Annotated in this window: 9 protein-coding genes and 1 pseudogene; 3 read left to right on the top strand and 7 right to left on the bottom strand. The window is 69.1% G+C overall.

What is annotated here, in order from left to right; translation table 11 throughout:
- Positions 1-6: 6 nt before the first annotated feature.
- The 4 genes from OEJ37_RS04100 to OEJ37_RS04085 are packed head-to-tail and all read right to left on the bottom strand — an operon-like array spanning position 7 to position 5,764.
- The gene (locus tag OEJ37_RS04100) at positions 7-1,212 is read right to left on the bottom strand and encodes a CaiB/BaiF CoA transferase family protein (RefSeq protein WP_174421289.1); all 1,206 of its coding nucleotides are present in this window, start codon (positions 1,210-1,212) and stop codon (positions 7-9) included.
- Positions 1,213-1,242: 30 nt separating this feature from the next.
- The gene (locus tag OEJ37_RS04095) at positions 1,243-2,385 is read right to left on the bottom strand and encodes an acyl-CoA dehydrogenase family protein (protein WP_263343278.1); all 1,143 of its coding nucleotides are present in this window, start codon (positions 2,383-2,385) and stop codon (positions 1,243-1,245) included.
- Between the two features lie 14 nt (positions 2,386-2,399).
- Positions 2,400-3,608, bottom strand: a complete 1,209-nt coding sequence (locus tag OEJ37_RS04090; RefSeq protein WP_174421287.1) for an acyl-CoA dehydrogenase family protein — start codon at positions 3,606-3,608, stop codon at positions 2,400-2,402.
- A 29-nt stretch (positions 3,609-3,637) separates the two neighbouring features.
- A complete protein-coding gene (locus OEJ37_RS04085) occupies positions 3,638-5,764 on the bottom strand; it encodes a 3-hydroxyacyl-CoA dehydrogenase NAD-binding domain-containing protein (protein ID WP_175919449.1) in 2,127 nt (708 codons plus the stop codon).
- Between the two features lie 154 nt (positions 5,765-5,918).
- Between OEJ37_RS04085 and OEJ37_RS04080 the strand changes: the two genes are divergently transcribed.
- The 3 genes from OEJ37_RS04080 to OEJ37_RS04070 all read left to right on the top strand — a co-directional run bounded on the left by OEJ37_RS04080 (position 5,919) and on the right by OEJ37_RS04070 (position 10,937).
- On the top strand, positions 5,919-6,881 hold the full coding sequence (locus OEJ37_RS04080) for a LysR family transcriptional regulator (protein WP_263343277.1): 963 nt from the start codon (positions 5,919-5,921) through the stop codon (positions 6,879-6,881).
- Positions 6,882-6,952: 71 nt separating this feature from the next.
- Positions 6,953-8,827 (top strand): gamma-glutamyltransferase, encoded by a 1,875-nt coding sequence (gene ggt, locus OEJ37_RS04075; protein WP_263343276.1) that lies wholly within the window; start codon positions 6,953-6,955, stop codon positions 8,825-8,827.
- 340 nt (positions 8,828-9,167) lie between these two features.
- Positions 9,168-10,937 (top strand): YadA family autotransporter adhesin, encoded by a 1,770-nt coding sequence (locus OEJ37_RS04070; protein ID WP_174421283.1) that lies wholly within the window; start codon positions 9,168-9,170, stop codon positions 10,935-10,937.
- A gap of 152 nt (positions 10,938-11,089) precedes the next feature.
- On the opposite strand, the gene OEJ37_RS04065 is transcribed toward OEJ37_RS04070, so the two are convergent.
- The 3 genes and pseudogenes from OEJ37_RS04065 to tauA form a co-directional block, all read right to left on the bottom strand.
- Complete coding sequence (locus OEJ37_RS04065) at positions 11,090-11,992, bottom strand: ABC transporter permease subunit (protein WP_263343275.1); 903 nt, start codon at positions 11,990-11,992, stop codon at positions 11,090-11,092.
- Between the two features lie 71 nt (positions 11,993-12,063).
- A pseudogene (locus tag OEJ37_RS04060) lies at positions 12,064-12,861 on the bottom strand (taurine ABC transporter ATP-binding protein).
- A 30-nt stretch (positions 12,862-12,891) separates the two neighbouring features.
- Positions 12,892-13,908, bottom strand: coding sequence for a taurine ABC transporter substrate-binding protein (gene tauA, locus OEJ37_RS04055; protein WP_263343274.1), 1,017 nt, complete (start codon positions 13,906-13,908; stop codon positions 12,892-12,894).
- Position 13,909: the final 1 nt, after the last annotated feature.

Below are 13,909 nucleotides of genomic sequence, written 5' to 3'. Positions count from 1 at the left end.
AACGCGTTACACGATGCGATCCGCACGAAGCCGCGCAACCTCGTCGGCCGACATCCCGAGCCAGCCGCCGAGCACCGCGTCCGTATCCGCGCCCAGCACCGGCGGTGCGCCGCGCACCGGCAGCCGCGCACCGTCGAAACGATACGGTGGCGCGAGCACGTCGACACCGCCCGCGACCGGATGCGGCTGCCGTGTGACGAGTCCCGCGCTGGTCGCACGCTCGGACCTCAGCGCTTCGTGCAGCCCGAGCACTTCGCCGCACGGAATGCCTGCATCGGCGAGCGCCGCAAGCAGCGTCGCGCGCGACCTGCGCGCGAGTTCGCGGCGAAGCTCTGGCAGCAAATCGGCACGGTTTTCAGAGCGTCCGAGGTTGGTCTTGTAGCGCGCGTCAGCCGCGAGATCGGGCCGCTCGATCACCTCGCAGAAGCGTGCGAACTGCGTGTTGTTGCCGACCGTGATCACGAGCGGGCCGTCGGCCGCGTCGAACACGCCGTACGGCACGATCGACGGATGCGCGTTGCCGTAGCGCGGCGGGTCCTCGCCCATCAGCAGCGCATCGAGCCCGTAGTACGCGGTGATCATCAGCCCGCAGTCGAACAGCGCCATCTCGATGCGCCGCCCGCGCCCGGTCGCATGGCGCTCGTACAGCGCGGCGAGGATCGCCTGCGCCGAATACATGCCGGTGAACAGGTCGACCGCCGCGACGCCGAACTTCAGCGGCGGCTGGCCGGCCTCGCCGTTCAGCGCCATCAGCCCGGCCTCGCCCTGCACGACCAGGTCGTAGCCGGGCCGCGCGGCCTCGGCGCCCGAACGGTCGTAGCCGGAAATCGCGCAGTGCACGAGGCGCGGGTTCAGTTCGGCCAGCGCGTCGTAGCCGAGGCCGAGCTTTTCCGCGCCGCCGAACTTGAAGTTGTGGACCAGCACGTCGGCCTGCGCGGCCAGCTCACGCGCGATGCGCTGCCCTTCTTCGGTCTGCAGGTCCACGCAGATCGAACGCTTGCTGCGATTCACGCTGTTGAAATACGTAGTCTCGGTATCGCCGATCCGCAGCCCCCAGTCGCGCGTGTCGTCGCCGCGCGCCGGATGCTCGACCTTGATCACCTCCGCGCCGAAATCGGCGAGCACCATCGCACACCACGGGCCCGCGAGCACGCGCGAGAAATCGAGCACCTTCACGCCGGCCAGCGGCAATGCGCGCGGTTCGTTCGTCATCCTTGTCTCCTCCGTTCGCGTCGTTCGCTTCTACTGTTTCGACAGCGCGATGTAGCGCGCGAGATGGTGATCCTCGTCGCCGAGCTGGTGATCGATCATCACGAGGCGTTTCGCGTAATGCGACAGCGGCAACTCCCACGTCATCCCGATCCCGCCGTGCAACTGGATGCTCTCCTCGGCGACGAGCGTGCCGATCCGGCCGATGCTGTATTTCGCCGCCGCAAGCGCGCGTTCGCGCACCGCGCGCGGCGCATCGAGCTGCGCGGCCGCGTTGATCACGGCCGAACGCGCCTGCTCGACTTCGAGCAGCAGGTCGGCCATCCGGTGCTGCAGCGCCTGGAAGCTGCCGATCGGCAATCCGAACTGCTTGCGCGTGCGCAGGTAGTCGAGCGTGTGTTCCTTCGCGACGTCCATCGCGCCGAGCGCTTCCGCCGACAGCGCGAGCAGCCCGTACCCGAGCACGCGTTCGAGCAGCGCCGCGCCCGCTTCGCCGTCGCCGTCCGGCTCGCCGAGCGCGGCATCGGCCGGCAGCGCAACGCGATCGAAGCGCACCTCGGCCGCGCGACCGCCGTCGATCTTCCGGTAATCGCGCAGCGATACGCCCGGCGCATCGGCCGGCACAACGAACAGGCCGATGCCGGCCGCATCGTCGTCGTGGCCGCACGTGCGCGCGCTGGCAACGAAGAACGCCGCCTGCGCGGCCTGGTCGACGACGCCCTTCGCGCCCGTCAGCACCCAGCCGTCGCCCGAGCGTTCGGCGCGCGTGCGCACGGTCGTCAGCTCGTAGTGCGAGCCCGGCTCGTCGTGCGCGAACGCGGCGCTCGCGCTGCCGTCGATCAGCGCCGCGAGCTTGTCGCGATGCGCATCGCCACCGGCGAGCGACAGCGCACGGCCAGCCAGCAGCGCGCCGAGGAACGGCTCGACGACGAGCCCGCGCCCGAGGCATTCGAACACCACGGCGATATCGAAGCCCGCGCCGCCGAAGCCGCCGTCGGTCTCGGGAAACAGCGCGCCGACCGTGCCGAGCTCGGCGAAGCGCTGCCACATCGCGCGATCGAAGCCTTCGGCCGACTGCGCGATGCGATCGCGCACCGGGAACGCGTACTGCTCGGCGATGAAGCGGTTCAACGTGTCCGCCAGCATCCGGCGGTCTTCTGTGTGCTGGAAATCCATCGTCGCGTCCCTCGTTACAGCCCGAGCATCATCTTCGCGATGATGTTCTTCTGGATCTCGTTCGAGCCGCCGAAGATCGACAGCTTGCGGTTGTTGAAGTACTGCTGCGCGGCGCTCGCGGCGTCGTCCGGGCCGACCGGTTCGCCGTCGTAATCGGCATCGAGTGCCTCGTCGATGAACGGCTGCGCGTACGGCCCCATCGCGCGCCGCATCAGCGACGTGATCTCCTGGCGGATCTGCGTGCCGCGGATCTTCAGCATCGAGCTTTCCGCGCCCGGCGCGCCGCCGCCCGCGACCGCGGCCAGCACGCGCAGGTTGGTCGTGCGCATGTTCTCGAGCTCGATCTCGACGCGCGCGACACGCGCCGCGAAGAACGGATCGTCCGCGAGCGGCCGGCCGTTCTTCGTCACCTTCGCGGCCACCGCGCGCAGCCGGTCGAGCGCGGCCGTCGAGAAGCCGATCCCGGCGATGTTGGTGCGCTCGTATGTGAGCAGGAATTTCGCGTAGGTCCAGCCGCGGTTCTCGTCACCGACGAGGTTTTCCGCCGGCACGCGCACGTCGGTGAAGAACACCTCGTTCACTTCATGCTCGCCGTCGAGCGTGATGATCGGACGCACTTCGACGCCCGGCGTGTTCATGTCGATCAGCAGGAAGCTGATGCCCTCCTGCTTGCGCACGTCGGTCGCGGTGCGCACGAGGCAGAAGATCATGTTCGCGTAGTGGCCGAGCGTGGTCCACGTCTTCTGGCCGCTCACGATGTAGTGCTCGCCCTGCGCGTCTACGCCGCGCACCGCGCTCGTCTTCACCGCCGCGAGATCGGAACCGGCGCCCGGCTCCGAGTAGCCCTGGCACCACCAGTCGGTGCCGTCGAGGATGCGCGGCAGCCAGTGGCGCTTTTGCGCTTCGTTGCCGTACTTGATCAGCACCGGGCCGAGCATGTTCACGCCGAACGGCACGATGCGCGGCGCACCCGCGAGCGCGCATTCGTTGTCGAACAGGAACTTCTGCGCGACGCTCCAGCCGGGGCCGCCGTACTCGCGCGGCCAGTGGCTCGCGAGCCAGCCGCGCGCGTTGAGGATCGCATGCCATTCGCGCATGTCGTCGCTCGTGAGGTGCAGGCCGCCCTTCACCTTGCGCGCAATGCGCTCGGGCAGTTCGGCTTGCAGGAAGCGCTGCACTTCCGTGCGGAAGGCTTCCTCTTCGGGAGTGAAATCGAGGTCCATCTTCGGTCCGTTGCGAATGCGGTTGGCGTTCAGTCGATGCGGTTCAGGCTCGCGAAATCCGCGCCGCGCGCGACGAGATCGACGATCAGCGGCGACGGCTTCCAGAACAGCGGATCTTCCTTCGCGAACGCGCGGATATCGGCGAGCACGTTCGCGAGGCCGATCGTGTCCGCGTAGTGCATCGGGCCACCGCGATAGCGCGGGAATCCGTAGCCGTACAGGAACACCGCGTCGACATCGAGCGGGCGCAGCGCGATCTTTTCGTGCACGACGTTCGCGCCTTCGTTGATCATCGCGGCGAGGTAGCGGCGCAGGATCTCGTCGTCGGTGAACGTGCGCGGCGTGACGCCCTTCTTCGCGCGTTCTGCCGCGACGATCGCTTCGACTTCCGGGTCCGGCGTGCCGACGCGCGCGCCGTCCGGATACAGGTAATAGCCGCGCGACGTCTTCTGCCCGAACCAGCCGCGCTCGCACAGCCGGTCGGAAATCTCCACGTAGCGCGCGCGCGGATCGCGCGTTGCCGCGCGGCGCTTGCGGGTCGCCCAGCCGATGTCGCCGCCCGCGAGATCGACCACCTGGAACGGCCCCATCGGGAAGCCGAATTCGCGCACCGCGCGATCGATCTGGTACGGCGACGCGCCGTCTTCCATCAGGTAGTCGGCCGCCGTGCGATAGACGGCGAGGATCCGGTTGCCGATGAAGCCGTCGCATACGCCCGCGCGCACCGGCGTCTTCTTCAGCTGCTTCGCGAGCGCGAACGCGGTCGCGACGACGTCCGCACTGACGCGCGCCGGCACGACGATCTCGAGCAGCTTCATCACGTTGGCCGGCGAGAAGAAATGCAGGCCGATCACGTCGGCCGGTCGGTCGATGCTGGCGGCCAGCTCGTCGATGTCGAGATACGACGTGTTGGTCGCCAGCACCGCGCCCGGCTTGCAGACGCGCGCGAGTTCGGCGAACACGGCCTTCTTCACGGCCATGTCCTCGAACACGGCCTCGATTACGACGTCGGCCTGCGCGAGCGCGTCGTACGACGTGCTGCCCTTGAAGCGCGCGAGCCGCGCCGCGTGCGCGGCCGGCGTCATTCGCCCTTTCGCGACGAGGCCGTCGTACACCTTCTCGACGTGCGCGCGGCCGCGCGCGAGCGACGATTCGTCGCGTTCGATCATCGTCACCGGCAGCCCGGCGTCGAGCGCCGCGACCGCGATGCCCGCGCCCATCGTGCCGCCGCCGACCACGCCGATCCGCTCGACCGGCCGCGCGCTCGCACGCCGCGCCTCGGGTGCCTTCGCGGCTTCGCGCTCCGCGAAGAACGCATGCACGAGGCCCGCGCGCTGCGGGCTGTCGATGCATTGCAGGAACAGGCTGCGTTCGAACTTCATCCCCGCGTCGAACGACTGCGTGAGCGCGGCCTCGACCGCTTCGACGATCTTCGCCGGCGAGAACAGCCCGCGCGACTTCTTCTGCAGCTCCGCGCGCGCCGCGTCGATCGCGGCCTGCGCGGCCGCCCGATCGGCGAGCCCCTGCGCATCGCGCGTGCGGCGTGCCAGCGCGCCGAGCGACACGAGTTCCTGCGCATACGCGAGGCCTTCGGCGAGCGTGTCGTCGCTGTGCGCGACGCGGTCGACGAGGCCGAGCGCGAGCGCTTCGTCCGCGCTCGCGTGGCGGCCCGTCAGCATCAGGTCGAGCGCGGCCTTTGCGCCGATCAGGCGCGGCGCGCGCTGCGTGCCGCCCGCGCCGGGCAGCAGGCCGAGCGTGACTTCGGGCAGCCCGAGCTTCGCGCCGGGCACCGCGAGCCGGTAATGCGCGGCCAGCGCGACTTCGAGGCCGCCGCCGAGCGTCGCGCCGTGCAGCGCGACCACGACCGGCTTCGCGCTGGACTCGATCCGCTCGCATACATCGGGCAGCGACGGCGGGACGGGCGGCTTGCCGAACTCGCGGATGTCGGCGCCCGCGATGAAGTTGCGGCCGGCGCCGACGATCAGCACCGCGCGGATCGCGTCGTCGGCCTGCGCGGCGTCGAGCGCGCCGGCGAGGCCGCGCCGCACGTCGGCCGACAGCGCGTTGACGGGCGGATGGTCGATCGTGACGACGAGCACCTTGTCGCGCCGCTCGCGCGTGACCGTGCCGGCTTGGGGTGAGGTGGGTGAATTCATGGTGTCTCCTGTCCTGTCATATGCACCAGACATGCATCGATTCTCGATTGATCGAGATTCATTGACAATTCCCGCACGCCTTTACAAGCTGTCAAGTCTGACTTGACACTGAATGCTTTCCGACCGTTAAACGGGACGGATCAGGAGCGAACGCATGGACCTGAACGCGCTGACGCTGCTCGTCGAGATCCTCGACGCCGGCAATCTCAGCAAGGCCGCGCAGCGGCTCAAGATGAGCCGCGCGAACGTCAGCTACCGGCTGAACCAGCTCGAGCGCTCGATCGGCCAGCAGCTCGTGCGGCGCACGACGCGGCGCATCGAGCCGACCGAGATCGGGCTGAAGCTGTACGAGCACGGCCGGCGCATCCGCAACGAACTGCTCGCCGCGGAGGAATCGGTGACGACGCTCGGCCAGGACCTGCAGGGCCGCGTGCGGCTGTCGGTGCCGAGTGGCTATGGGCAGATGGTGATGTCCGAATGGCTGCTCGCGTTCAAGCAGCTGCATCCGGGCATCGTGCTCGACGTCGTGTTCGAGAACCGCGTGGAAGACCTGATGCGCGACGAGATCGACATCGCGGTACGCGTGATGCCCGAGCCGCCGCAGAACCTCGTCGCGCGCGACATGGGCGCGGTGCGCTACATCGCGTGCGCGTCGGCCGCGTTCGCGGCCGCGCACGGGATGCCCGCGAGCCTCGGCGCGCTGGCCGCCGCGCCGGTCGTCACCGCGACGGTGATGGGCCGCCAGCTCAGGATCGCCGCGTATCTCGGCGACGAGCGGCACGAGGTGCTGCTCGAGCCGACGCTGATTTCGGAGAACTTCCTGTTCCTGCGCCAGGCGATCCTCGCGGGGATCGGCGTCGGCATCGTGCCCGACTACGTGATGCAGGACGACATGCGGTGCGGCGCCGTCGTCACGTCGCTCGACGCGTACCGGCTCAGCATCTTCGGCACGCACATGTACATGCTCTACATGCCGAACCGGCACCACACGCGCGCGACGTCCACGTTCATAGAGTTCATCCTCGAACAGGCCGGAAAGACCGGCCGGGGCGGGCCCGGCGGGATGCGTCAGGGTTTCCTGTCGGGTGACAATCCGCCGGCCCCGCGGCGACAATAGCGCGCCGGGGCGCGCAGCCCCGTTGCGCCCGCACCATCGCTTCATTCGAATTCACTGCTGCCGAGGGTTCAATGTTCGACCGGATTCGTCCGCATTCGCGTCCCTGGACGCTGCTCGCCGCCGTCGCGCTCGTCGCGTTCAACGCCGGCTGCACGTCCCCGTCCGCGCCGTCGGGCGCCGTCGTCCCGGTTGCCGCCGCGTCGGGCGCAGCCGCGCCGCTGCCCGGCATCCATGCGCCCGAGCTGTCGTCCGGCTGGGTCGACAAGCCGGGCTGGACTTCGCAGCACAGCATGATCGCGGCCGCGAACCCGCTCGCGACGCAGGCCGGCTACGAGATGCTGAAGGCCGGCGGCACCGCAATCGACGCCGCGATCGCGACGCAGATGGTGCTCGCGCTCGTCGAGCCGCAATCGTCCGGGATCGGCGGCGGCGCGTTCATGCTGTACTTCGACGGCAACGCGACGCAGGCGTACGACGGCCGCGAAACCGCGCCGGCCGCCGCGACCGACCGCCTGTTCTACGGGCCGACCGGCCAGCCGATGGGCTTCTACGAAGGCGTCGTCGGCGGGCGCTCGGTCGGCACGCCGGGCGTGCTGCGCATGCTCGACGCCGCGCACCGCGCACACGGCAAGCTGCCGTGGCGCCGGCTGTTCCAGCCCGCGATCCGGCTCGCCGAGCACGGCTTCACGATCAGCCCGCGGCTCGCGACGCTGATCGCGAACGACAAGTACCTGAAGAACGACCCGGCCGCGCGTGCGTACTTCTACAACCCGGACGGCACGCCGAAGGCGGCCGGCACGGTGCTGAAGAACCCCGCGCTCGCGACCGTGCTGCGCCAGGTCGCCGACCGCGGCGCGAACGCGTTCTACACCGGCGCAATCGCGCGCGACATCGTCACCAAGGTACGCAAGCACCCGACCAATCCGGGCCTGCTGTCGCTCCAGGATCTCGCGCGCTACAAGGCGAAGGTGCGCACGCCGCTGTGCGCCGACTACCGGCGCTCGGTCGTCTGCGGGATGCCGCCGCCGTCGTCGGGCGGCCTCGCGATCGCGCAGATGCTCGGCATCCTCGAAGCGATGCCCGACTGGCAGCAGATCGGCGCGCAGAAGCCGGTGCGCAACGACGTCGGCTACGAGCCGACGCCGTTCGCCGCGCACCTGTTCAGCGAAGCCGGGCGTCTCGCGTATGCGGACCGCGCGCGCTATGTCGCCGATCCCGATTTCGTGCCGCTGCCGGGCGGCAACTGGGCAAGCCTCACCGACAAGACCTATCTCGCGCAGCGCGCGCGGCTGATCGGCGACAACAGCATGGGCATCGCGCAGGCCGGCGCACCGCAGGGCGCAACGCTCGCGATGGCCGACGACCGCAGCCCCGAATTGCCGTCGACGTCCGACATCGCGATCGTCGACCGCTACGGCCAGGCACTGTCGATGACGACGAGCATCGAGGATGCGTTCGGCTCGCGGCTGATGGTGCGCGGCTTCATGCTGAACAACCAGCTCACCGATTTCTCGTTCGTGTCGAACGACAACGGCCGGCCGGTCGCGAACCGCGTGCAGCCCGGCAAGCGGCCGCGTTCGGCGATGTCGCCGGAGCTCGTGTTCGACAAGAAGACGAGGCAGGTGACGATGATCGTCGGCTCGGCCGGCGGCCCCGCGATCATCAATCACGTCGCGAAGACGCTGGTCGGCGTGCTCGACTGGGGCATGACGATGCAGCAGGCGATCGCGCTGCCGAACTTCGGGTCGATGAACGGGCCGACGCAGCTCGAGCGCGGCCGCGTGTCGGACGCGCTCGCCGAAGGGCTCAAGGGCCGCGGGCACGACGTGCAGGTCGTCGAGATGAACTCGGGGCTGCAGGGCATCCAGCGGCTGAACGTACAGGGGCAGACGGTGTGGTTCGGCGGCGCGGACCCGCGGCGGGAAGGGGTTGCGATGGGAGAGTGACGGACGCCCCCCGTCCGCGGCAGCGCGCGTGACCCGTCGCGCGCCGCTCCTAGCACCACACATACAAACGACCGATTTCCGTGGCCGCCCATCGAATCGCGGCTACGCCCCCCCGCCAGCCTCCCCACATACGATTTGTCCCATTAGCGACGTCATCATTTTCGTAACTGTCTGATCGACGGCGCCTTCGACGAACCGTATATTGCCCCGGTTCGAGGCCATCCGATACGGACATGTCTTCACCGACGGCGGTACATCGTACCTGCTCCGTTCGGTGAGTCGCACGTGCATCGTCCGGCCGTCTGACACACGACATCAATCAATCAGGACTACGATTCATATGACAAGCGTCATCGCCATTCGCTCCGGTATTCCGCGCGCACGCTCGCGCGCTTCGATCAAGCCGAAGCGCACACCTGCCGCCAGACTCACGACATTCGCCCTCGCGCTCGCCGCGCTCGCACCGTGCTACGGCCATGCCACCGACGACCTGATCCAGACCAACCTGGTCATTCTCGGCGGTGACGGCAGCGATCCGATCGCGTCCGGCGCCAGCGCGATCGCGATAGGACCGGGCGCGCAAGCGCTTGGCGAAACCGGCGGCGACTACTCGGCGATCGCGATCGGCGCGAAAGCCGTTGCCGACGGGCAAGCTACCGTCGCCGTCGGCGAAAACGCGAACGTCCACGGCGACCGCTCGAACGCGTTCGGCGTCTCGTCGAACGTCAATGCGAACCGCGCCCTCGCGCTCGGCGCGGACACGAAGGTCACCGCGCATGGCGCGGTCGCACTCGGCCAGGGCAGCGTCGCCGACCGCACAAACACCGTGTCGATCGGCAACACCGGCAACGAACGTCAGCTCGTCAATCTCCGCGCCGGCACGCGCGACACCGATGCGACCAACCTGTCGCAGCTCAAGCCCGTCGTCGACGCGCTCGGCGGCGACGCCGCGGTCAACGCGGACGGGTCCGTGCGCGGCCCGAGCTACAAGATCGACGGCCAGACCTTCACCAATGTCGGCAGTGCGCTGACGAACCTCGACGGGCGCGTGTCGACGACCGAAGCCGACGTCAAGTCGATCCGCTACGACGTCAGCGATCTCGGCACACGGCTCGACAACGGCACGACCGGCCTCGTGCGGCAGGACCCGGCGAGTCTCGCGATCTCGATCGGCGCCGACAAGGGCGGCACGTCGGTCAACGTCGCCGGCGCGACCGGCACGCGCACGCTGACCGGGCTGTCGAACGGCACTGGCGATACCGACGCCGTGACGGTCGCGCAGCTTAAGGCGACCGGCCTGATCGACCCGAATGGCAAGCCGCTCGGCGCGATCGTGTACGACGACCTGACGCTCGGACGCGCGACGCTCGGCGGGGTCGGCGGCACGCTGCTGGACAACGTACGGCCAGGCGCGATCGTTGCAAGCGGCATGCAGGCCGTCAACGGCGGGCAGCTCTTCTCGACGCAGCAGCAATTCCAGAGCCGCTTCGATTCACTCGACAAGCGCCTGTCGAACATCGAGCAGAACGGCCCGGCCGTCAAACCGCCGGCGGGCGACCACGGCAACCAGCTGGCGCAACTCGGCGACGGCTCCGGCGCGACCGGCTCGAACGCGATGGCGCTCGGCCAGGGATCGAGCGCATCCGGCAAGGACAGTCTCGCGATCGGCAACAACGCGATCGCTTCGGGCAAGAATTCGGTCGCGCTCGGCAACAACTCCGTCGCCGACCGCGACGACACGGTGTCCGTCGGCGCGCCGGGACAGGAACGGCAGATCACCAACGTCAAGGCCGGCACCGCGCCGACCGATGCCGTGAACGTGCAGCAGTTGAACGACCAGATCGGCAGCGTTCGATCCGACATCGATCACTACCGGCGCGACGCAAGCGGCGGCATCGCATCCGCCGTCGCGATCGCGAACCTGCCGCAAGCATCGCTGGCGGGCGAAAGCATGGTATCGATCGCCGGCGGCACGTACAGCGGTCAGTCGGCCGTCGCGTTCGGCCTGTCGACTGCTACCCGCAACGGTCGCTGGGTCGTCAAGGCGTCCGGGTCGACCAATACACGAGGCACCGTGGCAGTCGGCGCCGGCGCAGGCTATCGCTGGTAAGCCGTCGCGGCATTGCCGACAGCATCATTCAGAACGGGCCGGGTTTCGATCGACACGAAACCCGGCCCGTTCTATTCGCGACCCTGTACGCTCATCGCCGTCACGCGTCGCGCCATACACCCGGCGTATATCCCCCGCGCGCCGTGCCGCCCCTATCCTCTCCCCTTCCACGGCACCACCCGCCGCTCGACCCACCGCATCGCGAGATCGAACAGCCACGCGATCGCGCCGATGATCAGGATCCCCATCACGACGATGTCGGTGCGCAGGAAGCTCGATGCGTTCAGCACCATCTGCCCGAGCCCGGCCGTCGCGGCGACCATCTCGGCCGCGACGAGCGTGGTCCAGCCGAAGCCGATCGCGATCCGAAGCCCGGTGAGGATCTCCGGCAGCGCGGCCGGCAGCACGACGTGGCGCACGATCTGCGCGAAGCTGCTGCCGAGCGAATACGCGGCGTTGATCTGCTCGACCGTCGCCGCGCGCACGCCGGCGCGCGCGGCCATCGCGATCGGCGCGAAGCATGCAAGGAAGATCACGACGAGCTTCGCCGTTTCGTCGATGCCGAACCAGATCACGACGAGCGGCAGGTACGCGAGCGGCGGCAGCGGCCGGTAGAACTCCAGCAGCGGATCGAGCACGCCGCGCGCGACGCGGCTCACGCCCATCAGGATGCCGGCCGGCACGCCGATTGCGGTCGCGAGCAGGAACGCACCGAACACGCGCGCGGCGCTCCACAGCAGATGCTCAGACAGCGGCAGGCCGCCCTGGATGCGGCCGTGCCACGCGTCGACGAAGGCCGTCCATACGGCTTCCGGCGCGGGCAGGAACAGCGGCGGCAGCCATTGCCGATGGGTGGCGACCCACCAAAACACCGCCAGCGCCACGACCGTCGCCACGCTCAGCCCGGCGGTCTTTCCCTGCCCCGGCAAGCGGTAGCGACGCGATGGATGAGGGACGCGCACGGCGCGTGCGGCCGTCTGGCGCCGCGTCGTGCGATCGTCCGGTTCGAAACCTGCGGCCGTACGATCGGCCGTCCACGAATCCTGCGTGCTCATGCCGTCCTGCCTGTGCAAAGTACTGTTCCGGCCGCGCCCAACGGACGCGCCCTGCCGCGCGAGCTCGCTCGTCACGCAGCCACTCCGACCGCTTCGTCGCGATGCAGATACGCGATCAACCGTTCGCGCCACGCGATGAAATCCGCGGAAGACTTCACCGCGCGCGCGTCGCGCGATTCGACATAGCGACGCGCGAACGGCAACTCAAACGTTTCCGCGATCCGGCCGGGGCCGGGCGTCATCACGACGAGGCGCGTCGCGAGGAACAGCGCCTCCTCGACGTCGTGCGTGATGAAGAACACCGTCTTGCCGGTGCGTGCCCATACGTCGAGCACGAGCGCCTGCATCGTGCCGCGCGTCATCGCGTCGAGCGCGCCCATCGGCTCGTCCATCAGCAGCACGCGCGGGTCGCTCGCGAGCGCACGCGCGATACCGACACGCTGCTGCATCCCGCCCGACAGTTCGTACACGCGCGCATGCGCATGCTTTTCGAGCCCGACCAGCACAAGCATCTCGCGCGCCCGCGCCTCGCGCTCGGCCTTCGACACGCGCGCGAAACGCAGCCCGAGCGCGACGTTGTCGAGCACGTCGAGCCACGGCAGCAGCGCATATTTCTGGAACACGACGCCGCGATCGGCACCGGGGCCCGTGACCGGCACGCCGTCGACGCGCACGCCGCCGGTCGTCGGCGCGACGAAGCCGGCCATGCAGTTCAGCAGCGTCGTCTTTCAGCACCCGGACGCACCGAGCGCGACGACGAATTCACCGGCATCGATGCGCAGGTCGACGCGCGCGAGCGCCTGCGTCGTCGGCCGACCGCGCTCGCCCGGATAGGCAACCGATACCTGACGGACTTCCAGCGTGCTCATGATCGAGGGCTCCGAGATAAATCACCGCGCTCAGCGCGCGGCCTTCTGCACGAACTGCGGATCGACGCCGGCCGAATAATCGGACAGCACCGTCTGGATCGTGCCCTGCGATTTGAGGAACGTGGCCGTGGCCGCGAGCGACTTCGCGGCGCCCGATTGCGCACCGCCGCCGAGCCACGTCGGCGACGCCTGCTCGGCCGGCGTCGGGAATGCGTAGAGCGCGAGGCTGGCCGGCACGTCCTGCGCGTTCGCACCCGACACCTTCGCCACCGCCGCGACCCGCGGCGAGCCGGCATTCCATGCGGCCGCATGCGCGCGGTAGTCGGCATCGGCGGCCGCGAGCACCTTCACGAAGCGCGTGACGAACTCGGGGTTCTCGCGCGCGAACTTGCGGCTCACGACGAAGCCGTCGAAGGTCGCCTTGCCACTTTCTTTCGCAACCTGGCCCGACGTCGTCAGTACCGTGCCCGACTGCTTGACCTTCGCCAGCACGGGATCCCAGATATAGGTCGCGTCGATGTCGCCGCGTGCCCACGCGGCCGCGACTTCGGGCGGACGCAGGTTGACGATCTTCACGTCGTTCGGATTGACGCCCGCGGCCTGCAGCGCGACGAGCGTATGGAAATGCGACGTCGACACGAACGGCACGCCGATCTTCCTGCCCTTCAGCGCCGCGACGCTCGTGACGCCCGAGCCGTTGCGCGCGACGAGCGCCTCGGCGTCGTTGATGTTGTCGAGCACCCAGAACAGCGAGATATCGAGCCCCTGCGACAGGCCGGCCGCGATCGGGCTCGACCCGGCTTCGCCGAGCTGCACGGAGCCCGACGCGAGCGCGCGGATCACGTCGGCGCCGCTGTCGAGCTTGCGGAAGCTGACCTTGTAGCCGGTCGCCTTTTCGACTTCACCGCTCGCCTGCGCATAGCGCCACGGCACGACCATGTCCTGGTACGCGATCACGACTTCACGCGATTCGGCGTGCGCCGCGCCGAGCGCGGCCAAGGCGGTCAGCGCGACGACGGCGCGGCGAATGAAGCTGAAACGGGACATG

The organism is Burkholderia sp. BKH01 (assembly GCF_025685725.1).
Taxonomy (GTDB): domain Bacteria; phylum Pseudomonadota; class Gammaproteobacteria; order Burkholderiales; family Burkholderiaceae; genus Burkholderia; species Burkholderia pyrrocinia_C.
This window is presented reverse-complemented; position numbering and strand designations above follow the sequence as displayed.

What these genes read in the sequence shown, in the direction of transcription:
- OEJ37_RS04100 (WP_174421289.1), bottom strand. Translation starts at nt 1,212, where the DNA reads ATGACGAACGAACCGCGCGCATTGCCGCTGGCCGGCGTGAAGGTGCTC.
- OEJ37_RS04095 (WP_263343278.1), bottom strand. Translation starts at nt 2,385, where the DNA reads ATGGATTTCCAGCACACAGAAGACCGCCGGATGCTGGCGGACACGTTG.
- OEJ37_RS04090 (WP_174421287.1), bottom strand. Translation starts at nt 3,608, where the DNA reads ATGGACCTCGATTTCACTCCCGAAGAGGAAGCCTTCCGCACGGAAGTG.
- OEJ37_RS04085 (WP_175919449.1), bottom strand. Translation starts at nt 5,764, where the DNA reads ATGAATTCACCCACCTCACCCCAAGCCGGCACGGTCACGCGCGAGCGG.
- OEJ37_RS04080 (WP_263343277.1), top strand. Translation starts at nt 5,919, where the DNA reads ATGGACCTGAACGCGCTGACGCTGCTCGTCGAGATCCTCGACGCCGGC.
- ggt (WP_263343276.1), top strand. Translation starts at nt 6,953, where the DNA reads ATGTTCGACCGGATTCGTCCGCATTCGCGTCCCTGGACGCTGCTCGCC.
- OEJ37_RS04070 (WP_174421283.1), top strand. Translation starts at nt 9,168, where the DNA reads ATGACAAGCGTCATCGCCATTCGCTCCGGTATTCCGCGCGCACGCTCG.
- OEJ37_RS04065 (WP_263343275.1), bottom strand. Translation starts at nt 11,992, where the DNA reads ATGAGCACGCAGGATTCGTGGACGGCCGATCGTACGGCCGCAGGTTTC.
- tauA (WP_263343274.1), bottom strand. Translation starts at nt 13,908, where the DNA reads ATGTCCCGTTTCAGCTTCATTCGCCGCGCCGTCGTCGCGCTGACCGCC.